26 protein-coding genes are annotated in these 21,520 nt (G+C 67.3%); 13 read left to right on the forward strand and 13 right to left on the reverse strand.

Annotated features, from left to right (window positions below; translation table 11 throughout):
• Positions 1 to 27 precede the first annotated feature (27 nt).
• Complete coding sequence (locus tag ABQE44_RS19545; protein WP_448393459.1) at positions 28 to 744, forward strand: siderophore-interacting protein; 717 nt, start codon at positions 28 to 30, stop codon at positions 742 to 744.
• A 12-nt stretch (positions 745 to 756) separates the two neighbouring features.
• Here ABQE44_RS19545 and ABQE44_RS19550 read toward each other — a convergent pair whose 3' ends face one another.
• From ABQE44_RS19550 to ABQE44_RS19560, 3 genes are all read right to left on the reverse strand, one after another.
• Positions 757 to 1,338 (reverse strand): TetR/AcrR family transcriptional regulator, encoded by a 582-nt coding sequence (locus ABQE44_RS19550; protein WP_448393460.1) that lies wholly within the window; start codon positions 1,336 to 1,338, stop codon positions 757 to 759.
• Positions 1,338 to 2,612, reverse strand: a complete 1,275-nt coding sequence (locus ABQE44_RS19555; RefSeq protein WP_448431425.1) for a cytochrome P450 — start codon at positions 2,610 to 2,612, stop codon at positions 1,338 to 1,340. Before ABQE44_RS19555 ends, ABQE44_RS19550 begins: the two co-directional genes overlap by 1 nt.
• 97 nt (positions 2,613 to 2,709) lie before the next feature.
• Positions 2,710 to 4,029, reverse strand: a complete 1,320-nt coding sequence (locus tag ABQE44_RS19560) for an FAD-binding oxidoreductase (protein WP_448431469.1) — start codon at positions 4,027 to 4,029, stop codon at positions 2,710 to 2,712.
• A gap of 120 nt (positions 4,030 to 4,149) precedes the next feature.
• Here ABQE44_RS19560 and ABQE44_RS19565 point away from each other — a divergent pair, with 120 nt between their 5' ends.
• The 3 genes from ABQE44_RS19565 to ABQE44_RS19575 all read left to right on the forward strand — a co-directional run bounded on the left by ABQE44_RS19565 (position 4,150) and on the right by ABQE44_RS19575 (position 6,183).
• On the forward strand, positions 4,150 to 4,959 hold the full coding sequence (locus ABQE44_RS19565; protein WP_448393462.1) for an AAA family ATPase: 810 nt from the start codon (positions 4,150 to 4,152) through the stop codon (positions 4,957 to 4,959).
• 289 nt (positions 4,960 to 5,248) lie between these two features.
• Positions 5,249 to 5,659 (forward strand): hypothetical protein, encoded by a 411-nt coding sequence (locus ABQE44_RS19570; protein ID WP_448393463.1) that lies wholly within the window; start codon positions 5,249 to 5,251, stop codon positions 5,657 to 5,659.
• 197 nt (positions 5,660 to 5,856) lie between these two features.
• The gene (locus ABQE44_RS19575; RefSeq protein ID WP_448393464.1) at positions 5,857 to 6,183 is read left to right on the forward strand and encodes a LuxR C-terminal-related transcriptional regulator; all 327 of its coding nucleotides are present in this window, start codon (positions 5,857 to 5,859) and stop codon (positions 6,181 to 6,183) included.
• Here ABQE44_RS19575 and ABQE44_RS19580 read toward each other — a convergent pair.
• Both ABQE44_RS19580 and ABQE44_RS19585 read right to left on the reverse strand, forming a co-directional pair.
• Positions 6,180 to 6,344 (reverse strand): hypothetical protein, encoded by a 165-nt coding sequence (locus ABQE44_RS19580; protein ID WP_448431427.1) that lies wholly within the window; start codon positions 6,342 to 6,344, stop codon positions 6,180 to 6,182. The genes ABQE44_RS19575 and ABQE44_RS19580 overlap by 4 nt on opposite strands.
• A 149-nt stretch (positions 6,345 to 6,493) precedes the next feature.
• Positions 6,494 to 7,744 (reverse strand): multidrug efflux MFS transporter Tap, encoded by a 1,251-nt coding sequence (locus tag ABQE44_RS19585; protein WP_448393582.1) that lies wholly within the window; start codon positions 7,742 to 7,744, stop codon positions 6,494 to 6,496.
• A 62-nt stretch (positions 7,745 to 7,806) separates the two neighbouring features.
• Between ABQE44_RS19585 and ABQE44_RS19590 the strand changes: the two genes are divergently transcribed.
• Entirely contained in the window at positions 7,807 to 8,631 is an 825-nt protein-coding gene (locus ABQE44_RS19590) for a uracil-DNA glycosylase (protein WP_448393465.1), read from the forward strand.
• Here the strand turns inward: ABQE44_RS19590 and ABQE44_RS19595 are convergent.
• A complete protein-coding gene (locus ABQE44_RS19595) occupies positions 8,570 to 9,223 on the reverse strand; it encodes a TetR/AcrR family transcriptional regulator (RefSeq protein WP_448431429.1) in 654 nt (217 codons plus the stop codon). The two genes, ABQE44_RS19590 and ABQE44_RS19595, sit on opposite strands and share 62 nt — an antisense overlap.
• Positions 9,224 to 9,276: 53 nt before the next feature.
• Here ABQE44_RS19595 and ABQE44_RS19600 point away from each other — a divergent pair, with 53 nt between their 5' ends.
• The gene (locus ABQE44_RS19600; protein ID WP_448393467.1) at positions 9,277 to 10,533 is read left to right on the forward strand and encodes an FAD-dependent oxidoreductase; all 1,257 of its coding nucleotides are present in this window, start codon (positions 9,277 to 9,279) and stop codon (positions 10,531 to 10,533) included.
• A gap of 7 nt (positions 10,534 to 10,540) precedes the next feature.
• A complete protein-coding gene (locus ABQE44_RS19605; protein WP_448431431.1) occupies positions 10,541 to 11,578 on the forward strand; it encodes an LLM class flavin-dependent oxidoreductase in 1,038 nt (345 codons plus the stop codon).
• 63 nt (positions 11,579 to 11,641) lie between these two features.
• On the opposite strand, the gene ABQE44_RS19610 is transcribed toward ABQE44_RS19605, so the two are convergent.
• From ABQE44_RS19610 to ABQE44_RS19620, 3 genes are read right to left on the reverse strand one after another with little or no spacing between them, the layout of a single operon-like run.
• A complete protein-coding gene (locus ABQE44_RS19610; protein ID WP_448393468.1) occupies positions 11,642 to 12,094 on the reverse strand; it encodes a nitroreductase family deazaflavin-dependent oxidoreductase in 453 nt (150 codons plus the stop codon).
• A 4-nt stretch (positions 12,095 to 12,098) separates the two neighbouring features.
• Positions 12,099 to 12,536, reverse strand: a complete 438-nt coding sequence (locus ABQE44_RS19615) for an HIT family protein (RefSeq protein ID WP_448393469.1) — start codon at positions 12,534 to 12,536, stop codon at positions 12,099 to 12,101.
• 16 nt (positions 12,537 to 12,552) lie between these two features.
• Positions 12,553 to 13,017 (reverse strand): VOC family protein, encoded by a 465-nt coding sequence (locus ABQE44_RS19620; protein ID WP_448431433.1) that lies wholly within the window; start codon positions 13,015 to 13,017, stop codon positions 12,553 to 12,555.
• Between the two features lie 27 nt (positions 13,018 to 13,044).
• On the opposite strand from ABQE44_RS19620, the gene ABQE44_RS19625 reads away from it, so the two are divergent.
• Complete coding sequence (locus tag ABQE44_RS19625) at positions 13,045 to 13,878, forward strand: AraC family transcriptional regulator (RefSeq protein WP_448393471.1); 834 nt, start codon at positions 13,045 to 13,047, stop codon at positions 13,876 to 13,878.
• 18 nt (positions 13,879 to 13,896) lie between these two features.
• The gene (locus ABQE44_RS19630) at positions 13,897 to 15,273 is read left to right on the forward strand and encodes an amidase (protein WP_448431435.1); all 1,377 of its coding nucleotides are present in this window, start codon (positions 13,897 to 13,899) and stop codon (positions 15,271 to 15,273) included.
• Positions 15,274 to 15,374: 101 nt separating this feature from the next.
• On the opposite strand, the gene ABQE44_RS19635 is transcribed toward ABQE44_RS19630, so the two are convergent.
• Positions 15,375 to 15,869: a DNA-deoxyinosine glycosylase gene (locus ABQE44_RS19635; protein WP_448393473.1), complete on the reverse strand. Its 495-nt coding sequence runs from the start codon at positions 15,867 to 15,869 to the stop codon at positions 15,375 to 15,377.
• A gap of 40 nt (positions 15,870 to 15,909) precedes the next feature.
• Here ABQE44_RS19635 and ABQE44_RS19640 point away from each other — a divergent pair, with 40 nt between their 5' ends.
• Entirely contained in the window at positions 15,910 to 17,025 is a 1,116-nt protein-coding gene (locus tag ABQE44_RS19640) for an adenylate/guanylate cyclase domain-containing protein (RefSeq protein ID WP_448393474.1), read from the forward strand.
• A 14-nt stretch (positions 17,026 to 17,039) separates the two neighbouring features.
• Positions 17,040 to 17,444 (forward strand): hypothetical protein, encoded by a 405-nt coding sequence (locus ABQE44_RS19645; RefSeq protein ID WP_448393475.1) that lies wholly within the window; start codon positions 17,040 to 17,042, stop codon positions 17,442 to 17,444.
• On the opposite strand, the gene ABQE44_RS19650 is transcribed toward ABQE44_RS19645, so the two are convergent.
• Complete coding sequence (locus tag ABQE44_RS19650; protein ID WP_448431437.1) at positions 17,428 to 19,629, reverse strand: heavy metal translocating P-type ATPase; 2,202 nt, start codon at positions 19,627 to 19,629, stop codon at positions 17,428 to 17,430. The two genes, ABQE44_RS19645 and ABQE44_RS19650, sit on opposite strands and share 17 nt — an antisense overlap.
• Before the next feature lies 1 nt (position 19,630).
• Positions 19,631 to 19,837 carry a heavy-metal-associated domain-containing protein gene (locus ABQE44_RS19655; protein WP_448393477.1) on the reverse strand — a complete coding sequence of 69 codons (207 nt, stop codon included), beginning with the start codon at positions 19,835 to 19,837 and terminating at the stop codon, positions 19,631 to 19,633.
• An 85-nt stretch (positions 19,838 to 19,922) separates the two neighbouring features.
• On the opposite strand from ABQE44_RS19655, the gene dtd reads away from it, so the two are divergent.
• Entirely contained in the window at positions 19,923 to 20,357 is a 435-nt protein-coding gene (gene dtd / locus ABQE44_RS19660) for a D-aminoacyl-tRNA deacylase (protein WP_448393478.1), read from the forward strand.
• Here the strand turns inward: dtd and ABQE44_RS19665 are convergent, their stop codons facing one another.
• Entirely contained in the window at positions 20,358 to 21,194 is an 837-nt protein-coding gene (locus ABQE44_RS19665) for an AIM24 family protein (RefSeq protein ID WP_448393479.1), read from the reverse strand.
• A gap of 37 nt (positions 21,195 to 21,231) precedes the next feature.
• Between ABQE44_RS19665 and ABQE44_RS19670 the strand changes: the two genes are divergently transcribed.
• Positions 21,232 to 21,435, forward strand: coding sequence for a hypothetical protein (locus ABQE44_RS19670; RefSeq protein WP_448393480.1), 204 nt, complete (start codon positions 21,232 to 21,234; stop codon positions 21,433 to 21,435).
• Positions 21,436 to 21,520: the final 85 nt, after the last annotated feature.

Below are 21,520 nucleotides of genomic sequence, written 5' to 3' on the forward strand. Positions count from 1 at the left end.
CGAATTCACTGAAGGGCTGTTGTTTCTATGTCCGACAAGAAGCCGACGCGCGGATTCCAAGGCGCGGTTCTCAAGCTGATGCGTGCGGGCGATTACCAGCTGACGGTCACCGGGCGGCGCGAGGTGACGCCGCACTACCTGCGGCTGAGCTTCACCGCCGGCGGGATGCTCGCCGACCGGCCGCTGCATCCGACGATGTGGATCCGGATGTGGTTCGCCGACGGCGACAAACTGCACCAGCGCGGTTTCACGCTGGTGGACCCGAATCCGGAGGTCGACACCGTCGACATCGAGTTCGCCCTGCACGAGGGCGTCGCCTCGCAGTGGGCGCAGAAGGCGAAACCGGGTGACACGATCGAGGTGACGGTGCTCGGCAGCAATTTCAAGCTGCCCGAACCGCAGCCGGCCGGCTACGTCATCGTCGGCGACACCGCGTCGTTGCCCGCGATCAACTCGCTGCTGCAGGCCATCGGCGACGTCCCGGCGCGGGTGTACCTGGAGGCCAGCCACGACGACGACAAGCAGTTGCCGGTGGCGCGCAGCGCCGATGTCATATGGGTGGACCGCAAGAACTCCGGCGAGTCGTTGATTCAGGCCGTCAACGAGGCGGCTTTCGACGCCTCCGATCACTTCGGTTGGGTCGCCTGCGACAACCGCACCACCCGCGCAGTCGCCAAGGTGTTCCGCGAGAACTACAAGATCCCGAAGAAGTCCATCAAGGCGCAAGCGTATTGGGTCGCCTGACGGCTCCGGGCGCTACTGGGTGGCCTGACTGCTCGGCACCATGATCGGCATGACGAACTCCTCGAGCATCGAGCGCTCGTCGGCTTCGTCGTGACCCGGGAAGACCAGCAGCGACGTCATCACTCGCACCAACCAGCGCGCCCGATGCCCCACTATCTCGGGCTCATCGGGCGCCAGCGAGATCACGAACGCTTCGGTCAGCGCCCTGATCACTTCTGACTGCTCGGCCATCTCGGCGCCGATCGGCCGTTGCGTCTTGGCGAACCACGATGCCAGCGCGGGACTTTCGCGCACGTTGCGCAACGAGGCCATCATGCCCTCGATGAGCCGTTCCCGCGGGTCCGCCACCGAAGCGACCTGATCGGTCATCTCGCTGTACAGGCGGTAGGCCTCGCGGTGCACATAGGCGGTGTAGAGCGCATCGCGGCTGTCGAAGTACCGGTACAGGGTCGCGCGGGAACACCCTGCAGCCGCAGCGATTTCATGCATACCGACGGTGGCTGCCTCATGCTTGGCGAACAGCTCGCCTGCCGCATCCAAGATCCGGTCCGCGGCGACCTCGGTGCGTCGTGCGGCCAGCCAATCACCGGCCATCAGCGGCTCACCGTGAACGGGACGGACAGTGGTCGTCGCACGTAACTTCCTCCGGCCCAGACGATCCCGTCCTCATCCACCTCGAACTCCGGAATCCGCGCCAGCAGTTCGGTGAGCGCGACCCGCGACTGCATCCGGGCGGCCGCGGCGCCGAGACAGTGGTGCGCACCGTGGCTGAAGGTCAGGATGTTGCGCGGGTTGCGCGTCACGTCGAGTTCGGCGGCGTCGTCGCCGAAATGGCGTTCGTCGCGGTTGGCCGATCCGTACAGCAGCATCACCCGGCGGCCTTCGGGAACCGTGGTGTCGCCGATCGTGACGTCGCGAGTCACGGTGCGGCCCAGCATCTGCACCGGCGAGGTCAGTCGCAGGAACTCGTCGACGGAAGCCGGTATCAGATCGGGGTTTTCGACCAGTAGCCGACGTTGGTCGGGTCGCTGGTGCAGCAGCTGCACCGAGCCGCCGAGCATGCCGGTGGTGGTGTCGTTGCCGCCGGTCACCATCGTGAACGTGAACGCGAGTATCGACAGCACCCCGGCGATGTCGCCGTCGGCGCCGACGCCGGCCGACACCAGATGCGAGACGGTGTCGTCGCGATCTTCCGAGGGCTCGGTCTGCCGCCGTTCGATCAGCACGGTGAAGTACGCCATCATCTCGCCGACCGCATCACCGGCGGTGCCCAGGGCACCGGTGATCCCGCCCTCGGCGGTGCTGGCAGCCACGATCGCGTCGGTCCAGCCGTCGAACTTGTCGCGGTCTTCCTCGGGGACACCGAGATAGTGCGCGACGACCATCGACGGCAGCGGTTTGAACAACTCGGCGACGATGTCGCCGCCGCCGTTGGCTCGGATGCGTTCGATTCGCTCGATGACGAACTCGCGCACCTTGGGTTCGACCGCCTCGACCTGCCGCGGGGTGAACCCGCGCGCCACCAGCTTGCGGAACTGGGTGTGCATCGGCGGATCCTGCATGACCATCGGAGGGTTGTCGGCCAGTCCGATCAGTTCGAGTTCGCCGTAGTTGACCGTCAGCCCCTGCGCCGACGAGAACGTCTCGTGGTCCCGCGCGGCCGCCCAGATGTCGGCGTGCCGGGACAGCACGTAGTAGTCGCGGGGGTGAGCCCCCGATGTGCCGGAGTCGGGCCTGCCCTCGGGCACGACGTGGTGCACGGGATCGTGATCGCGCAGCGCCGTGTACATCGCCCACGGGGCAGCCCAGGTGTCGGCGGTGGCGAGCTGGAAACGAACCGGCGACTCATGAGACAGAGTAGCTGTCATGTCTCATTGGTATGACACTACATGGGACTGTGTCAATAGCTCCTGGCGATTCGGGCGGATTTCGTCACGCTCACCGTGACCAACTGCGCCGCAATCGCTATAGGCCGGCGCCGGGGTTGAGGATGTTGTCGGGGTCCAGCGCGGCCTTGACGCGACGGTTGAGTTCCATCGCCTCCGGCCCGAGTTGACCGGCGAGCCAGGGCCGTTTGAGCCGCCCGACACCGTGTTCACCGGTGATCGTGCCGCCGAGGCCGACGGCGAGGTCCATGATCTCGCCGAACGCCGCGTGCGCGTGTTCGGTCATCTCGGCATCAGCGGGGTCGTACACGATCAGCGGATGGGTGTTGCCGTCGCCGGCGTGGGCGATCACCGAGATCATCAGGTCGTGGTTCGCGGCGATCTTGCTCACCCCGGCCACCAGGTCGGCCAGCGCGGGCAGCGGTACGCCGACATCTTCGAGCAACAGCGAACCCTTGGCCTCCACGGCGGGAATCGCGAACCGCCGGGCGGCGACGAACGCCTCACCCTCCTGCGGATCCGATGTCGAAAACACTTCTCTGGCAGCATGTTCGGTGAAGATCTGAGCCATGAACTCCGCGTCGGCGGCACCCGAGGGCCCGCGGTCGTCGCTGGCGGCGACCATCATCGCGGCCGCACTGCGATCCAGGCCCATCCGCAGCTTGTCCTCGACGGCGTTGATGGCCGTCGAATCCATGAACTCCATCATCGACGGCCGGATCCTGGCGGTGATGGCGACGACGGCGTTGGCCGCGGCTTCCACCGAGTCGAACGTGGCCACCACCGTGCATGCGGTGTTCTGCGCAGGCAACAGCTTGAGCGTGACCTCGGTGACGACGCCCAGCGTGCCCTCGCTGCCGACGAACAGCTTGGTCAACGGCAAGCCCGCGACGTCCTTGAGCCGCGGCCCGCCCAACCGCACCGCGGTGCCGTCGGCCAGCACCACCTGCAACCCGAGCACGTAATCGGTGGTGACGCCGTACTTCACACAACACAGCCCACCGGCGTTGGTCGCGATGTTGCCGCCGATGCTGCAGATCTGAAACGACGACGGGTCCGGCGGGTACCACAGCCCGTGCTCGGCGACCGCCTGCTTGACCTCGGCGTTGAGCAGCCCCGGTTGCACGACGGCCGTGCGAGTGACCGGGTCGACGGCGATATCACGCATTTTCTCGGTCGACAGCACGATCGCCCCTTCCAGTGCCGTCGCCCCGCCGGAGAGCCCGGTGCCCATCCCGCGAGGCACGACGGCGATCTTGTGCTTGGTGGCCCAGCGCAGCGTCGCCTGCACATCTTCGGTGCTGCGCGGACGCACCACGGCCAGCGGCGTTCCCGCGCTCGGATCGAACGCGCGGTCGTGCCGATACGACGCCAGGATGTCGGGATCGGTGACGACCATGCCTTCCGAACCCTCGGGCGTTTGGGTGATCAACTCGTCTAGGGCAAACTTCACACGGCAATCCTACGAGAGCTCGCGAAATCCGAACGCCGCCAACCGACCAGAGGTTGTACTCGCGCCGTGATCAGCGGGAATCCGCTGGCAGGGCGCGACGGCGAGTTGACTGCGATTCGTCGGGCGCTCGGCGGGGGTGGCAACACAGCCGGCGTCGTGATCGTCGGGTCTGCAGGCGTGGGCAAGACCCGGCTGGCCCGCGAGGTGCTGACCCGAGCAGAGAGCGCCGGTGGGCGCACCAACTGGATCGTCGGAACGGAGTCCGCGCGGGCGCTGCCACTGGGCGCGTTCACCGCCGTGTTGGGCGATTCGATGGCCGATCCCATGCCCAATGTGCGACGCGTGATCAATTCCTTTGTCGCCCTACAGCGTCGGGGCCCGGTGCTGATCGGTGTCGGTGACGCCCATCTCCTGGACGGATTGTCCGCGCACGTCGTGCACCAGCTCGCGCAGAGCCGCGACGCCCGTCTGGTGGTGACCGTGCGTTCCGGCGCCGACGAGCCCGACGCCGTCACCGCGCTGTGGAAGGACGGCCTGCTGACCCGCCTGGACCTGGAACCGTTATCGGCAGCGCCGACCCGCGCCATGATCGACGACGTGCTGAGCGGCGCCGTCGACGCGGGCGGCGCCCGCCGGTTGCAGAAACTCACCGACGGTAACGCCCTGTTTCTGCAGCAGCTCGTCAAGGACCAGGTGGCCGCGGGACGGATGCGGTGCATGCATGCGGGGTGTGGATGTGGGACGACGACGACGTCGCAGTGTGAGCCGCCGGCCGTCAACGTGCTGTGCGATCTGGTGCGCCGCGCTGCTGGCGCTCGACTCCGATCTGTCCCCCGGACCCGCAGCTGTACCTGCAGTCCGCGCGTTAGGCGATGACGCTTCTGGACCTCGACTTCGCCGAGCGTTTCGCCACGGCGGCCGCGGCGGCCGACGCACCCGAGGCTCCCGCGATCGAGGCGTGCGTAGACGCGGTCTCGGCCCGCTGTGACATCGCAGAGGAAAAGGCCAGGGCCGCACTGGATTCCGGTTTACTAACCGACTTTCACGCGATGATGGCGGCCGTAGCGCTGGCCACGGCGCTTGGCGCGTTGGGGCGCGCCGAGGAACTGACGACGGTGGCAGACGCGGCGCTGGACCGTGCCACGACCCGTTTCAGGCGTCGCACATGCGGTTCTGGTTCGCCAGCGTGTACGCGCGCGCCTGCCGCCTGGCCGGACGGGTCGGTGAATGCGACGCGACGGTGCAGCGGCTCGCCGAATCCGCGACCGAAATCCCCAGCCTTGCCTACGCGAACCTGGCGTCGCTGTTGGGCAATTTTGAGCCGATGCGCGGAAACGCCAAGGCCGCGGTGAAGCTTATGCACGAGGCCCTCGCCAGTGTCGAAAGGCATGGTGTGACAACGGGTCTGCGACCGGGCACATACTTTGCTTTAGCCGAGGGGCACGCGAAGCTCGGTGCGGCCGAAGCGGCCAGCGCGGCGGTGGCCGGCGCTCAGTCGTGCGTTCCATCCGACTATGTTCATGCAGACAGCGCTGAGCATCGCGACCGTGGGGTCAGCGGCACGCCAAGCCCGTGAGCGCCGGCAGCCCACGCACGAAGTCGCCTGCCTGCAGGCCGCGGCGCAGTGGGGCGACGCCACATGGGCAAGCCGGTCACGTGAGCTGGCCGACGAGTTGGCGTTACCCCTTGCCAGTGCCGTTGCCCGGCATACGGAATCGTTGGCCGCAGATGACGGGGAAGGGTTGATGGCGGCATCCAACGAATACCTTGCGCTTGGACCGGGCCACCGCCGCCGACGCGGCTGCCCAGGCCGCGGTCGCCTTCACGCGCGGTCAACAGCGCAAGCGCGGGCTCTATGCCGCGGCGGTGGCCGAGGAACTCAGCGACGCCTGCGGGGGGCTCTGCACCCCCGCGCTGCGGGGCCCCGCCAGCCAGCCGCTGACCGGGCGGCAACGCGAAGTCGTCGAGTTGGTGGTGGCGGGCCTGTCGAACCGTGAGATCGCCGAGCGGCTGGTGATGTCGGTGCGCGCGAGCACCCGCGCGGAGTTGGCCGCGATCGCGCGGAAGGGCCCGTCGGCCGGACGTCAAGTCGCTGGCTAGCGCGGCTCGTCGCTACCGGGTACGGCCTCTTCCAACAGCGTTTCTACCGCACCGGCAAGGTAGGCCGCCGCGTAGTGACCGTCGCCGCGGCGCCGTTGATTCTTGAAGTAGTCGAGTTCTCTACGCAGGTCATCGAGCGTTTCATCGCTCACCCTCGCCATGAATCCTCCACGCATACCCAGTAGATCCCGGTGGCCGCCCCCACCGGGCCACCTATGGAGGTAACCATGAATTCGGCGAAACGTGTTGAAAATGAGCGTAGTTCTCACGCCAACTGCCCAACAACACCAATGTGTTTCAGCGGAAACGCTCACTGGTCCACGCGCTCGGTGGCGGCCCGCGGTGCGCGGTCCAGCTCGCGCAGCGTCGGCAGGAAGATCGCGACGACCCCGAGCAGCACGATCGGCAGCGACAAGGCCAGAAACGTCGTCTGCAGCCCGGCGGCATCGGCCAACGGGCCGGCGACGATCAACCCCAGTGGGCCGGCGGCATAGGCGAGCGACCCCATCACCCCGACCACCCGGCCGCGCAGATGCCGTGGTGCGCGGGTCTGCATGACGAAGTTGTAGATCGGTTGGATCGGTCCGTAGGCGAAGCCGGCGAGCGCGGACAGCAGCAGGATCACCGGCAACGGTGGTAGGAACGCGATCAACGACATCGCGATGCCCAGCGTCAGCACGGCGGTCAGCATCGTGACCCGTCGGCTCATGAACTTCGATGTCACCGCGTAGCCCAGGGCGCCGACCAGACCGCCGATACTCAGCGCCATCAACACCCACCCGAGCTGTGCCGGCTCGTCGCGGTCGGTGAAGTACTTCGGAAACAGCACGCTCTCCATCGGCATGTACAGCCCGAACACCGCGAGATCGATCAGCGCCAGCAGCCGCAGCACCCGCAGGTTCCATACGAAACGCAGCCCCTCGACTACGCCGTCCCAGACGCCTTCGGGTAGCTCACCGCGGTCCGGCTTGCCCGCACCCTCCAACCGGAGCGCCGCCATCGCCAGGATCGACAGCACGAACACCGCGGCGGTCACCCACATCGTGTTCACCCCACCGATGGTGGCGATCAGCAGCCCGCCGATCCCCGGGCCGACTATGTAGGCGAGGTTGAACACCGCCTCGTAGGCACTGTTGGCCCGGTCCAGGGTCCACTCGGCACGTTCGGCGGCTTCGGGCAGCATGGTCTCGCGTGCCGTCATGCCCGACGGGTCGAAGAACGCGCCCAGCGCCGCCAGGCCGGCCAGCACCGCGACGTTGAGCGCCTCGACGCCGAACGTCAACGCCAGCACCGGCACCGCCGCCACCGACAGCGCAGAGAGCGCGTCGGAGATCATCGACACCCGTCGACGACCCAGGTAGTCGACCGCCGCGCCAGCGATGATCGTCGCCACCAGCAACGGCAGCGACCCCGCCATGGCGACAATCGATGCGTCCACCGCAGACCCGTTGCGCTGCAGGACAAGCCATGGGAACGCGATAAGGGAGATGCCGTTGCCCGCGCCGGCCGTCAAGGCGGAGAACAGAATCAGCACCATCGGTCCGCGCTTGCTGTTCACCAGAGTATCTAACATCGCACAGGGCCGGTCGGCACCTGATTTTGCCGCCCGTGCACAGTGGTGTTGTGAAGTTGGCCCATCCGCGTACTGGAAAGCTCTTCGATTCCCCGGTGCCACCCGGTAGCGGTTGGCCCGGTGACACGGCGACCCCGGACACCGCGGTGGCTACGACGGCTGCTCAGGTGGCGTCGATGGCGGTCGCCGCGCAGACCATCGAGGAGTTGGACGCCGCGATGTCGGTGTGCCGTGCCTGTCCACGGCTGGTGCAGTGGCGCGAAGAGGTGGCTGTGCTGAAGCGGAAATCCTTCGCGGGCGAACCCTATTGGGGGCGTCCCATACCGGGGCTGGGGGCAAAGCGGCCGCGGGTGATGATCGTCGGGCTGGCGCCCGCGGCGCACGGCGCGAACCGCACCGGCCGGGTCTTCACGGGCGACCGCTCCGGGGATTTCCTCATCGCCGCGATGCACCGCACCGGGCTGGCCAATCAGGCGCTGTGCGTGGACGCGGCGGACGGGTTGCGGCTCAACGAGACCCGGGTAGCCGCTGCGGTCCGATGTGCGCCTCCGGGTAACGCGCCGACGCCTGCTGAACGGGCCACCTGTGCGCCGTGGCTCGATGCCGAATGGCGGCTCACATCCCCGACCGTGCGGGTGATCATCGCGCTGGGTGGGTTCGCATGGCGAGCAGCACTACAGATGGTGCGCACCGGAGGGGGAACGGTGGCCAAGCCCGCGCCCCAATTCGGCCACGGCGCAACGGCGAAGCTGGGCGACCTCACGCTGATCGGCTGCTATCACCCGAGCCAGCAGAACACGTTCACCGGCAAGCTCACCGCGCCGATGCTCGACGACGTGTTCCGGCAGGCCGCCGCTCTAGCATCCGTCGGATAGTCGCGAACTGCGCGTCGGCCAGCCCGCCCAGCTCGGTCTGCGCGATCTCCTCGTAGCGGGCCACCGTCCATTCGTCGAACACCTGCAGAACCCGAAACACCAGCGCGATTTGCAGCGCTTCGGGCAGGTCGTCGCGCACCGCGCCGGACCGCCGCCCGACATGCAGCACCTCGGCCACCCAGGTGTGCACCGCGGCCAGGGTGTCGTTCACGGCGGCCTTCGCCGCAGCGGGAGCTTCGCCGTAGAACATCCGGCCCAACGTCAGGAACTCCTGTTGGCCTTGGGAGAGGTCGACCAACTCGGCGAAGAACTTCTCGAGCTGCTCCCAGAATGTGTCCCCGCGAAATTGTTCTGGATGGGGAACAGCGATATTTGCGCCGACCGAATCGACTAATTCACCGACGACGAAATCGAATAGCTCAGCTTTTGACGAAAATACGTAGTAGAACGAACTCTTGCTCATCGCGCAGCGTTCGATGATGCGGTTCAGCGACGCGTCTTCGTAACCAGCCAAGGCGAATTCGGCTGCAGCCACGTCGACGAGACGCCGGCGTCGCTCCGGTGGCATGCGCTTGAGTCGGCTGGCGGTCACACCTAATCCTAACTGAGTGGACCGGATGGTCCAGTCAATGGTAGCGTGGGAATATGTTCAGTCCGACCACCCTCGAAAAACAATATGCTCAAGCCGCCGGGGACACGCTGCGCGTGCTCGTCGTCGGCGCGGGCATCGCCGGCCTGACCGCCGCGCAACTGCTGCGCCGCGACGGCCACCAGCCGGTGCTCATCGAGCGGGGTGACCAGGGCTCGTCGGCCGGCTACATGCTGGCGCTGATGCCCATGGTCGACGTTGTGCTCGACGATCTGGGGGTACACGAGCGCTACCGGGCGGCCAGCACGCCGCTGAAGCGCTACGCCGTGCACGGGCACACCGGACGCAAGCTGCGGGAGGATTCGATGTCGGCGATCCTCGAGAGGTTCGGCGACTATCGGGGCATCGCCCGCGGTGTGCTCATCGACGTGCTGTCCGGCGACGGGTGCCCGGTCACCTTCGGCTCCACGGTCATCGAGCTGACGGAGAAATCCGAAAACGTCGAGGTGTCGGTGCGCACCCCTGAGGGCACCCACCGGCTGGCCTTCGATTTCGTCATCATCGCCGACGGAATGCATTCGGAGACCAGGGGATTGGTACTTCCTCCGCAGTCGACGGCGGTGGTCGACACCGGATGGGGTGGCTGGGTGGTTTGGGCTCCGAGCAACGACCCGGCCGGTGACCCAGACCTCGGCGAAGAGTGGTGGGGCGCAGGATTTTTCGCCGCCCTGTACCCCGTCAAAGACGAAGTCGGCGTGTTCGTCGGCGGCCCGCGCGCCGATACGGCGGCGGGACCGGCCGCTTTCGTTGCGCAAATCCGCCGCCAGCTCGACGAGATCAGCCCACGGCTGCAGCGTGCACTGCAGGCGGTGCTCGACGATCCCGAACCGTACTACTGGGCGTTGACCGACTGTCGGGCGCCGACGTGGGCCACCGGGCGCACGGTGCTGCTCGGCGACGCCGCCGCAGGGTTTTTACCCACCGCCGGGATCGGAGCGGGTATGGCGATGGAGTCGGCGTGGACGCTGTGCCAACTGCTGCGCCAGTGCGACGACATCGACCTGGCGGACCTGCTGCGCGGCTACGAACGCGTCCAGCGTCCACGCGTCGAGGCCGCCCAAGACAACTCGCGCCGCCTGGCCTCGCTGATGTTTCGCCGCAGCAGGCTGTTGGCGGTGGCTCGTGAGGTGGCGATGCGCTTCGTCCGCGTGGAACGGGCACTTCGTCCGATCCAGCGGTTGCTGCAGGAGCAACCCGATGCGCACGCGCTGTTCAGGGCGGCCAGGGAACGTATAGGTGCGTCATCGCGTTGACGTAAGCATGCGGCTTTCTGTTCTTGACCTCGTACCGGTTCGTACCGATCAGTCGACCGCTGCTGCGTTGGCGGCGTCCACGCAGCTGGTGCAGACTGCCGACGGCCTCGGCTACACGCGTTTCTGGGTCGCAGAGCACCACAACATGCCGTCGGTCGCGGCGACCAGCCCGCCGGTGCTGATCGCGCACCTGGCTGCCCACACGACACATATCCGGGTGGGCTCGGGTGGTGTGATGCTGCCCAACCACGCACCGCTTGCCGTGGCCGAGCAGTTCGCGTTGTTGGAGGCCGCCCATCCCGGGCGCATCGACCTGGGTATCGGCCGGGCACCCGGTTCGGACCCGGTGACCTCCTGGGCCCTGCGCAACGCCGCCGGTCGCGATGATCGCGACATCGAAGCGTTCCCTGACTATCTCGACGATCTCGTCGCGCTGATGGGTCAGCGCGGCGTGCGGGTACCGATCCCCAACGAGCGCTACATCCTCAAGGCCACCCCGGCCGCGGTGACGGTGCCGAAACTGTGGCTGCTGGGCTCGTCGATGTACTCGGCGCACCTGGCCGCGGTCAAGGGGTTGCCGTACGTGTTCGCCCACCATTTCTCCGGTAAGGGCACCGCCGAGGCGCTCGAGGCGTACCGATCGAGGTTCCGCCCCAGCGATCACACTCCTGAACCGGTGACCTTCCTGACCGTCAACGCGGTGGTGGCTGAAACGCCGGAGGAGGCAAGGGCTTTGATGTTGCCGAACCTGCACATGATGGCGCAGCTTCGCACGGGCCAACCCCTCGGTCCGCTTGAGATCGTCGAGGACGCCGAAGCGGCGACGTTGACGCCGCACGCGCAGCGGATCGCCGAAGACGCCTTACAGCGTGCGGTCGTCGGCACCCCGGCGCAAGCAGCCGAGCAGATGCGCGCCTTGGCCGCCGAGTTCGACGTCGACGAGATCATGGTCAACCCGGTCGCCTCCGCGCGACGCGGCACCGACCCGGCCACCGCGCCCGCGCGCGACAAGACGTTGGAACTGCTCGCCAAAGAACTGTTCTGACACCAGGCATCGACTCTGCGGTGAGGGCGTGAATGCCGCGGAATTTGCGCCCTGTGTGCAGAGTCAACCTCGAGGCGTCAGAACGACGACGGGAATCTGGCGCGACGTCCGCTTCTGGTAGTTCTGGTAGCGGTCGGCGTTGTTCTCGTTGACGATGCGCCACAGCCGCGGGTAGTCGGGATCGTCGGCAAGCACCGGCTTGGCCGTCACCGCGAACCGCTTGGGCCCGACGTTGATCTCGACGTTCGGGTCGGCCTTCAGATTGTGGTACCAGCCCGGGGATTTGGGATCCCCACCCTTGGACGCGACAACGAGGTAACTGTCACCGTCCTTGGCGTAGGTCAACGAGTTGGTGCGCTGGATCCCGGTCTTGGCGCCGACGGTGTGCAGCAGCAGGTTGGGCGGGGTACCGGGCAGGATGCGGTGCCCGATGCGGCCGTTGGTCCTTTTGTAGATCTTGTCGTGCAGCCTCAGCATCGGCAGGCCGATGTATCGCTCCCACAGGGGCATGCTCATGTGCTCAGTCTTGCGCAGCCTCGTCGAGTTGCGCCAGTGCCTCCCGCAGCAGCCGTCCGCTCTCCTCACGGTCGGGATCGTGGCGCAGCAGCATGCCCTTGGCAAAGGAGAGCTTGTCGCCGGAGCGACGCGGCAACACGTGCAGGTGAATGTGGAACACGGTTTGGAACGCGGCCTTTCCGTCGTTGATCACGACGTTGTTGCCGTCGGCGTGCAGCCCGGAGTTTCGGGCGGCCCGCGCGATGCGTTGGCCGAGCTTGACCATCGCCGCGACGGTCTCCGGCGGGGTGTCGGTCAGATCGACCGTGTGACGCTTGGGAATGACCAGCGTATGACCCCGGGTGAACGGTCGGATGTCGAGCACGGCGAGGTAGCCGTCGTCCTCGTAGATCCGGATGGCCGGGGCCTCACCGGCGACGATCTGGCAGAACACACAAGACATTCCGCCACGTTAGCGGTTATGTGTTCGCCGTTGCCCACTCGGCCAGCCGGCGGTCGCGTTCCTCGGGTGAGACGTCCTCGACCCGAGTCATCACCGTCCAGCGCTGGCCGAATGGGTCGAGGATCGACGCGAACCGGTCACCGGTGACGAAGGTCTGCGCGGGCTCACGAACGGTGGCGCCCGCGCGCTCGGCCTTGACGACGACAGCGTCGACGTCTGGGCAATACAGCGCGAGGCAATGGGTGGCCGCGGCGCTGGGATCGGGTGCGGCGATGTCATAGGCCTGCGCGGGGTCACCGAGCTGGAGCCGGCCGTTGCCGAAATCCAGTTCGGCGTGCACCACGCCGTCGGGGCCGTCCATCCGGTCGACGACCGTCGCGCCGAACACCGACACGTAGAAGTCGATGGCGTCCGCCGCGCCGTCGACGCACAGGAACGGGGTCAGGCTGGTGTATCCCTCAGGAATCGGTTTCACGCTCATGTCGGCAAGTCTCGTAGCCTGACACGCATGGGTGCTTGGAAAAATGCGACAACCGGTGCGCCCATGCGCGGCGTGGTCGGCCGGGCGCACACCGCGTCGACGTTCGACCTGGACAAGTGGGCTCCGTCCGATGCGACGGCCCGGTTCGTCGAATACTTCTGGTCGGTGCAGTGGGACCTTCGTGACCAAGAGCCGTTCGACAGCACGGTGATCACCTTTCCTTCGATGCACATCACCCACGAGTGGGGAGATGACAGCCCACGGCACGGCTTCTCGTTACCGAACACGTTGGTGCACGGCGTGGTCGAACGGGTCTTTCACACGACGATCGCCGCGCGCGGCACCGTCGTCGGCGCGCGGTTCTTGCCCGGCGGGTTCGCCGCCCGGTTCGGCCGCGACGCCGCCGAGTTCACCGGCCGCATAGCGCCGGTCGACGCCGAGTTGTTCGACGAGCCAATCGATCTCGACGATGAAATCGGCGCGGCATCGAAAGGTCTGGACAATGCGATCGGTGCGTATGACGGACCGCTGAACCCCACGTACCAAGCCGTGACCGCGTTGCTCGACCGGATCCGTGACGACGGTCAGCTACACCGCGTAGAGCAGGTGATGCAGCTTTCCCCGTGGAGCCCCCGAACGACGCAGCGCATCGTCCGCCGTTATGTCGGAGTGCCCGTCAAGTGGGTGTTGTGCCGCTACCGGCTGCAGCACGCCGTGCTGGCGATTGAAAGCCACGCCGACGTGGACTTCGCCGACCTCGCGGCTCGCCTCGGCTGGTACGACCAAGCCCATTTCATCAACGACTTTCGCGCCATGCTGGGTTGCACACCCGGCGAATACGCCACCCGTTACGGGGCCTGAGCCGCTACGCTGCCGCGGATGGACACCCGTGAGCTCGCTTTCGCAGGTGCCGCCGAACAAGCCAGGCGACTGGCGGCGGGCACGATCACCGCTCCGGAGTTGCTGGAGCGCTACCTGAACCGCATCACGCAGCTCGACCCACTGCTGAGGACCTATCGCGTCGTCCTCGCCGACTCGGCACGCCAGGAAGCCGGTGTCGCGCAGGATCGGCTCAACGCGGGGGAGCGGCTTCCGCTGCTTGGCGTGCCGATCGCCATCAAGGACGATGTCGATGTCGCCGGCGCGACGACGACGTACGGCAGCGCGGCCCACGGCCCCGCGCGTACCAGGGACGCCGAGGTGGTGCGAAGGTTGCGTGACGCGGGCGCGGTGATCATCGGCAAGACCGCGGTGCCCGAGATGACGATCTGGCCGTTCACCGAGACCATTACGTACGGCGCGACGCGCAATCCGTGGAACACCGACTACACCCCGGGTGGTAGCAGCGGAGGCAGCGGCGCGGCGGTCGCGGCGGGCCTGACGGCGATGGCGCTGGGATCCGACGGCATGGGGTCGATCCGCATCCCCTCGACGTGGTGTGGATTGTTCGGCATCAAACCCCAGCGGGATCGGGTGCCGATGGCGCCGCACGACGATGCGTGGAACGGGTTGAGCGTCAACGGGCCGATCGCCAGAACCGTCGAGGATGCCGCGCTGTTCCTTGACGTGGCGGCCGGCGAATCGGGGTTCGTCGCTGCGGTAGGCAAGGAGCCGGGTCGGCTGCGGATTGCGTTGAGCACCAAGGTTCCACCGCCGTTGGTCGCACCGATCGGCAAGGCGCAGCGGGCCGCCGTGCACGAGGCTGGTGCGCTGTTGCGCGAGCTCGGCCACGACGTGATCGTCGCGGATCCGCACTATCCGCGCACGGCGGTGGCCCACGCGTTGGCCCGCTACTTCAAAGGCGTCTACGACGACGTGCAGACGCTTCCGCACCCCGAGCTGCTCGAAGCGCGCACCCGGGCGTTCGCCAGGGTCGGCGGCCTGATCTCCGATCAGCGGATGCGTCGTATCCGCGGCACGGAAAGCCAACTCGCCGAACATGTCCAGTCGATCTTTGACGATGTCGACGTTGTCCTCACGCCCGGCACCGCGACCGGACCGTCGCGCATCGGCGCCTACCAACGCCGAGGAGCGATGTCGACCCTGACCCTGGTGGCCGCACGCGTACCGTTTCAGGCGATCTTCAACGTGACGGGACAGCCCGCGGCCGTCGTGCCGTGGGATGTGGACGGCGCCGGTGTGCCGACGTCGATTCAGTTGGTCGGCCGCGCGTTCGACGAGACCACGCTGCTGTCGCTGAGCGCACAGATCGAGAAGGCGCGGCCGTGGGCGCACCGCCGCCCGCCGGTGTCCTGACCCCAATTTTTCGCGAGCGTGCGTGTTCCCCGCGCTTCGCGGTGGGCCCAGCGGGCCGACACGCCGTCAAAATGCGCGAGTTTGCCGCACGCTCGCCGCAGCTAGCCGCGGATGACCGAACGCCAGGCCGCCAGTTTGTCTTCGAAGCGCATCGTCTGCGCGGGGCTGGTCGACGGCAGCCGGTGATTCCGCAGAGCCGGTGCGGCGCCGACGAGACGGTGGTAGTTCTTCTCCGCTGCCGCTCCGTTGAACAGCACCCGGGCGATACCCGGATACTCGGCGAACAGCTTCTGAAAATCGTTGGGCACCATGCTGTTCCGTTCCACCGCGGAATCGAGGCTGCCGACCCGCCAGCAAGACCGCAGCACATCCCACACCGCTATCCCGTGCGCGGTCAGCGCGGCGATCCGCTCGTCGTACGGATCGTCGGCGCCGAATCCGAAAATCTCACCGCTGATCCGCCAGAACGCGTTGCGCGGGTTGCCGTAGTACTGCTGCACGGCCAACGACATCGCGCTCGGCATGTTGCCGAGGATCAGCGTGTGCGCGCCCTCCGCGATGATCGGTGGGAACCCGTGCAGCAGCAGCGTGGCCATGAGTCGAATATGACACGGCGCCGGGGTATACGTTGGGCCGGTGGCCGATGATCTCGACATCGCGGCGTCCGGGCTGCTCGATGGCCTCGACGGCGACGCCCGCACCGAACGCGCCGAGCTGATCGAATGGCTGTCGGGCCAGGGTTTCACCGTCGAGCAGATCCGGGGCGAGGTCTCGCCGATGCTGCTGCCGGCAGGCCGTCTCGTCGGCAACGACGGCGTGCACGTCTCGGCGCGACAGATCTGCGAAGAAACCGGTATCGACCTGGAACTGCTGGAGGCCTTGCAGTCCGCCCTGGGGCTGCCCCGCGCCGATGACCCCGATGCCGTCGTGCATCTGCGCGCCGACAGCGAAGCGGCTGTGCGCGCGAAGGTCTTCCTGGACATGGGGTTGAGCCGAGAGCAGGTGGTCTCGGTGGCCAGGGTGCTCGGCCACGGCCTCGCGCAGACCGCCGAAGCCATGCGTGAAGTCGTGCTCGAGGCGGTGATCACCCCCGGCGCCACCGAACTGCAGCTCGCGCAGGCCTACGAGAGCCTGGTGCGGCAGGTCTCGCCGCTGTTGGGCCCGCTGTGCGACGACGTGCTGCACATCCAGCTGCGGCACACGTTGGAAACCGAGGCCGTCAGCACCGCTGAACGCGCCGCAGGCGCATTGCCCGGTGCACGCACGATCGCCGTGATGTTCGCCGACCTCGTCGGTTTCACCCGCCTCGGCGAGGCGGTGCCGCCGGAGGAACTGGAAACCCTGGCCAGCCGGCTGGCCAACCTGACCCGCGACGCGGTCACACCGCCGGTCCGGTTCGTCAAGACCATCGGGGACGCGGTGATGCTGGTCAGCACCGATCCGGTGGCGTTGCTCGACACGGCGCTCGAACTGCTTGCCGCAGCGGACAAGTACGAGGACTTCCCGGCACTGCGCATCGGCCTCGCGCTTGGCTCTGCCGTCAGCAGGGCCGGCGACTGGTTCGGTAGCCCGGTGAACGTGGCCAGTCGCGTGACGAGCGTGGCACGCCCGGACTCCGTGCTTGTCGCCGAGAGCGCGCGCGACGTGATCGGCTCGGCCGACGGGTTCGCATGGTCATTCGCGGGTGCGCGTCGGCTCAAGGGCGTCAAGGGCGACGTCAAGCTGTTCCGGGCCCGACGAGAAGCCGGCTGACATACCATCCACACATGATCCGAGCGGCCACGGCTCTTTGGGTATCGACCGTCGCGCTGGCCGGTATGGCGAGCGCAGCCACCGCGCACGCGCAACCACCACCGCTGCCGGGACCGTGCAACTTCACGCTGTCACCCCCGCAGGTCGTGCAGGTGTCGGGCGCCGACATGGTCACGGCCACCGTGACCCCCGTCGGCTGTGCGGGCATGTTCGAGCCGAAGTTCGGTGTGGCGTGCCTGCACGTCCAAGGCGGTCCGGGCAAGTGCACACAGTCCAGGGGTGCCGGCACGGCGCAGGTGTACGAGCCGTATCAGCCTGGCACCACGTACGTCTCGTCGGGGCGGGGCTGTGGCGCGATGTTCGATTTCACCACCGACCCGAACTGCCTGTTGCTGGGCCCGGTTACCGCGACGCTGTGAAACCGCGCAGTCGCAGGCTGTTGCTGACCACGAAGACAGAGCTGAAAGCCATTGCGGCGCCTGCGATCATTGGGTTCAGTAGCCCGGCGGCGGCCAACGGCAGCGCGGCGACATTGTAGGCGAACGCCCAGAACAAGTTGCCTTTGATGGTTGCCAACGTCTTGCGCGACAGCCGGATCGCGTCGGGGACGGCACGCAGGTCATCGCGCACCAGCGTCAGGTCGCTGGCCTCGATGGCGACGTCGGTGCCGCTGCCCATCGCCAGACCCAGATCGGCCTGCGCCAGCGCCGCGGCGTCGTTGACGCCGTCGCCGACCATCGCCACGACCCTGCCGTCGGACTGCAGCCGTTTGACCGCATCGACCTTCTCGTGGGGCAGTACCTCCGCGATCACCTCGCCGATGCCGACCTGGTGCGCCACCGTCTCGGCGGCTGCCCGGTTGTCGCCGGTCAGCATCATCGGCGTCAGCCCGAGCGCGCGCAGTTCCGCGATGGCGTCGGCGGATGTGGACTTGACCGCATCGGCGACCACCAGCACGCCGCGTGCGGTGCCGTCCCATCCGACGACGACGGCGGTGCGCCCTTCCGCTTCCGCGCGCCGCACGGCCTGATCGAGCACATCGGAAACCGGGACCACCAACCGCTTCCTGCCGACCACGACGGTGTGTCCGTCGACCGCACCCTGCACGCCGAGACCGCGCAGGTTGGTGAACTCTTGCGCGACGGGCAGTTCACCGAGCTTGTCGCGTGCGGCGGTGGCGATCGCCTTGGCGATCGGATGTTCGGAGTTGTTCTCCAGCGCGCCCGCGAAGCGCAGCACCTGCTCGGGTTCCTCGCCGTCCGCAGCGATCACGTCGAGCAGCGTCATCAACCCGGTGGTGACCGTGCCGGTCTTGTCCAACACGATGGTGTCGATGCGCCGCGTGGACTCCAACACCTCAGGGCCCCTGATCAGAATGCCCAGCTGTGCGCCGCGGCCGGTACCGACCATGAGCGCTGTCGGCGTGGCCAGCCCCAGCGCACACGGGCACGCGATGATCAGTACTGCCACCGCAGCGGTGAACGCGGTTGCGGCTGATCCCGTTGTGACCAGCCAGGATCCGAGTGTCGCCAGCGACAACGCGATGACGATCGGCACGAAGACGCCCGAGATCCGGTCGGCCAGCCGCTGCACCCGGGCCTTTTCGTTCTGCGCATTTTCGACCAGCCGGGCCATCTGCGCCAGCTGGGTGTCGGAGCCGACCCGGTTGGCCCGCACCAACAGCCGGCCGTCGACGTTGATCGTCGCACCGATCACCTGATCGCCAGGACCGACGTCAACGGGCACCGACTCGCCCGTCAACATCGACGCGTCCACCGCCGAATCACCTTCGACGACAACACCGTCGGTGGCCACCTTCTCGCCCGGACGCACCACGAACTGGTCTCCAACCACCAATTGTTCGAGCGGAATGCGTTGTTCTGCACCGTTTCTGACGACAACGACGTCTTTGGCGCCCAGTTTCAGCAGCGCGCGAAGCGCCGCACCCGCCCGGCGCTTGGCTCGGGCTTCGAAATACCGCCCTGCCAAAACGAATGTCGTCACCCCGGCCGCCACCTCGAGATAGATATTGCCGCTGCCGTCGGACGGGCTGATCGTTAACTCGAAGGGGTGGGTCATGCCCGTAACACCCGCGGTGCCCCAGAACAGCGCGTAGATCGACCATCCGAACGCCGCCAGGGTGCCCATCGAGATCAGCGTGTCCATCGTCGCGGTGCGGTGCCGCAGATTGGCCCAGGCGGCCTGGTGGAAGGGCCACCCGCCCCAGACAACCACGGGCGCGGCCAGCGTCAGCGACAACCACTGCCAGTTCGGAAACTGCAGTGCAGGCACCATCGCCATCGCGATCACCGGAACCGTCAGCGCCAACGAGATCAGCAGCCGGCGTCGCAACGCCGCGGCTGGGTCTTCCTCCGCCGCGGCAGCGCGGTCCTCGGTGGCGGACAGATGCGCCTGGTAACCGGCCGCTTCGACCGTACGCACCAAGGACTCCGGTGCCACGTCGTCGTTGTAGGTGATGCGCGCTTTCTCGGTCGCGAAGTTAACGGTCGCACTCACGCCGTCAATTTTGTTGAGTTTCTTCTCGATCCGGTTGGCGCAGGACGCACACGTCATACCGTCGATCGACAGCTCGATCGTCGACATGTCAGCCGGCCAGCTGGTAGCCGGCTTCTTCGACGGCGCTCTGGATTACGCCGCGGTCGACCGGGGTATCGCTGTCGATGGTCACCGCGCCGCTTTCGACGTCAACGTCGACGGCTCGGACACCTGCGATCTCGCCGATCTCCTCACGGACCGACGCGGCGCAGTGGGCGCAGGTCATCCCGGTCACGGTGATGGTCGTCGTGCTCATGACTCCAGCGTACCCATACCCCCATGGGGTATGCAACCGAGGCCGGGGGGCCGCGGCTGCGACGTGCGTGGCAGCATCTGCGGTCATGCGTGTCCTGGTGCAACGGGTGGTTTCGGCCGCGGTGAAGGTCGACGGCGCGGTGGTCGGAGAGGTGTCGCGCCCCGGTGGGCAGAGCCTACTCGCGCTCGTCGGCGTCACCCACGACGACGACGCGGCCAAGTCCGCGCGACTCGCCGAAAAGCTATGGCAGCTAAGGATTCTCGACGACGAGAAGTCCGCATCTGACGTCGGTGCGCCGATCCTGGTCGTCAGCCAGTTCACGTTGTACGCCAACACCGCCAAGGGCAGGCGGCCCGCCTGGAACGCCGCGGCGCCCCGTCCCGTCGCCGAGCCGCTGGTGGACGCCTTCGCCGACGCCTTGCGGGCGCTCGGCGCGCAGGTTGCGACCGGCGTGTTCGGCGCGCACATGCGCGTCGAACTCGTCAACGACGGCCCGGTGACGCTGCTGCTCGAGTTGTGACTACTGGGCCGGCGTAACCGCGACGCCCTCCGAGGGCTGCACGATCACGAAACCCGGCCCGTAAAACGACACCTGCACGGCTTCGCCGGAGCCGCGGCCGATCAGCGCACCCGCCTTGAAGCTCATCTTCAGCTGCGTCTGCAGGTTTGCCGACCACGCCACCACCGCGTTGGTGTCGGCGAACGTCGGCGCCTCGGCGGCGTTGAGCACCACCGGCGGACCGTCGGTGGTCAGCGCCACCCAGCCGGTGCCGCGCAGCGTGGTGTTGAACAGCCCGCCCGTCGCGATGCTGCCGCCCTTCACCCGTTCGATGTTCCAGTCCAGGCTCGACGAGAACGCCAGTACGTTCTTTCCGCTGATCGACAGCCCGGAATTGGTGAGGTTCAGCAGGTGCACGTCGAACGCGCGGTCGGCGAGGAAGACGTCGCCCTGGCCTTGGCAGCGCATCAGCGGAAGGCCTTCGCCGGTCAACGCCTTCTTGAGGAACTTCGACGCCCCGCCGCCCTCGAACGCGAAGTCCACATTGCCCTGGTAGGCGACCATGGACCCCTGCCGGGCCATGAACGGCTCGCCGAGGCGTACGCGCAGCATCTTCGTGTTCTGGTTCGCGATCGCCTTGGCCTCTTTCTCGCTGAACCGGCCGTCGACGAGATCGCCTGAGATGCCCTCGAACTCACCGCCCGACGGTACGGCCTGCGCAGGCGTGCCCAACGGGGCCCGCCCGACCTGGCCTTGATGTGACACCTGATCGGTCCACCGCTGGCCGTCCCACCAGCGGTACTCGTAACGTCCCTCCGGGTCGGGACGCCAACTTGCGCTGTCGCGTGGTCCCGTCATGGCAACAAATCTAGGCACGCACTGGCATCCTGGTCACATGGCGAAGGAAATCGATCGGACCCGTGCCCGCGGCGCGCTCGCAGTGATCAAGCAGCACCCGGCGATGGTGCTGTTCGCGGTGTCACCGGTGCTCGTCGCGGTGGGACTGGTGTGGTGGCTGGTCAGCCCGGCGTTGGCCATCCTGCTGTTGATCGCCGCGGTGGCCGGCGGCGCCGCGGTCGTGCTGCGCCAGCGCAACTAATCTCGCGCGCCTTAGCCCGCGCGATTGCAAATCCGCTGCCTACTGGCACTTGTCCTGCGAATTTGCAGTTTCGCGGTAAGCAAAG

This window comes from Mycolicibacterium sp. XJ2546 (assembly GCF_053483195.1).

Excerpts from the sequence above, each read along its gene's own strand:
- ABQE44_RS19545 (WP_448393459.1), top strand. The coding sequence starts at position 28 with ATGTCCGACAAGAAGCCGACGCGCGGATTCCAAGGCGCGGTTCTCAAG.
- ABQE44_RS19550 (WP_448393460.1), bottom strand. The coding sequence starts at position 1,338 with ATGGCCGGTGATTGGCTGGCCGCACGACGCACCGAGGTCGCCGCGGAC.
- ABQE44_RS19555 (WP_448431425.1), bottom strand. The coding sequence starts at position 2,612 with ATGACAGCTACTCTGTCTCATGAGTCGCCGGTTCGTTTCCAGCTCGCC.
- ABQE44_RS19560 (WP_448431469.1), bottom strand. The coding sequence starts at position 4,029 with ATGGTCGTCACCGATCCCGACATCCTGGCGTCGTATCGGCACGACCGC.
- ABQE44_RS19570 (WP_448393463.1), top strand. The coding sequence starts at position 5,249 with ATGCGGTTCTGGTTCGCCAGCGTGTACGCGCGCGCCTGCCGCCTGGCC.
- ABQE44_RS19580 (WP_448431427.1), bottom strand. The coding sequence starts at position 6,344 with ATGGCGAGGGTGAGCGATGAAACGCTCGATGACCTGCGTAGAGAACTC.
- ABQE44_RS19600 (WP_448393467.1), top strand. The coding sequence starts at position 9,277 with ATGTTCAGTCCGACCACCCTCGAAAAACAATATGCTCAAGCCGCCGGG.
- ABQE44_RS19605 (WP_448431431.1), top strand. The coding sequence starts at position 10,541 with ATGCGGCTTTCTGTTCTTGACCTCGTACCGGTTCGTACCGATCAGTCG.
- ABQE44_RS19610 (WP_448393468.1), bottom strand. The coding sequence starts at position 12,094 with ATGAGCATGCCCCTGTGGGAGCGATACATCGGCCTGCCGATGCTGAGG.
- ABQE44_RS19615 (WP_448393469.1), bottom strand. The coding sequence starts at position 12,536 with ATGTCTTGTGTGTTCTGCCAGATCGTCGCCGGTGAGGCCCCGGCCATC.
- ABQE44_RS19620 (WP_448431433.1), bottom strand. The coding sequence starts at position 13,017 with ATGAGCGTGAAACCGATTCCTGAGGGATACACCAGCCTGACCCCGTTC.
- ABQE44_RS19625 (WP_448393471.1), top strand. The coding sequence starts at position 13,045 with ATGGGTGCTTGGAAAAATGCGACAACCGGTGCGCCCATGCGCGGCGTG.
- ABQE44_RS19630 (WP_448431435.1), top strand. The coding sequence starts at position 13,897 with ATGGACACCCGTGAGCTCGCTTTCGCAGGTGCCGCCGAACAAGCCAGG.
- ABQE44_RS19635 (WP_448393473.1), bottom strand. The coding sequence starts at position 15,869 with ATGGCCACGCTGCTGCTGCACGGGTTCCCACCGATCATCGCGGAGGGC.
- ABQE44_RS19645 (WP_448393475.1), top strand. The coding sequence starts at position 17,040 with ATGATCCGAGCGGCCACGGCTCTTTGGGTATCGACCGTCGCGCTGGCC.
- ABQE44_RS19650 (WP_448431437.1), bottom strand. The coding sequence starts at position 19,629 with ATGTCGACGATCGAGCTGTCGATCGACGGTATGACGTGTGCGTCCTGC.
- ABQE44_RS19655 (WP_448393477.1), bottom strand. The coding sequence starts at position 19,837 with ATGAGCACGACGACCATCACCGTGACCGGGATGACCTGCGCCCACTGC.
- dtd (WP_448393478.1), top strand. The coding sequence starts at position 19,923 with ATGCGTGTCCTGGTGCAACGGGTGGTTTCGGCCGCGGTGAAGGTCGAC.
- ABQE44_RS19665 (WP_448393479.1), bottom strand. The coding sequence starts at position 21,194 with ATGACGGGACCACGCGACAGCGCAAGTTGGCGTCCCGACCCGGAGGGA.
- ABQE44_RS19670 (WP_448393480.1), top strand. The coding sequence starts at position 21,232 with ATGGCGAAGGAAATCGATCGGACCCGTGCCCGCGGCGCGCTCGCAGTG.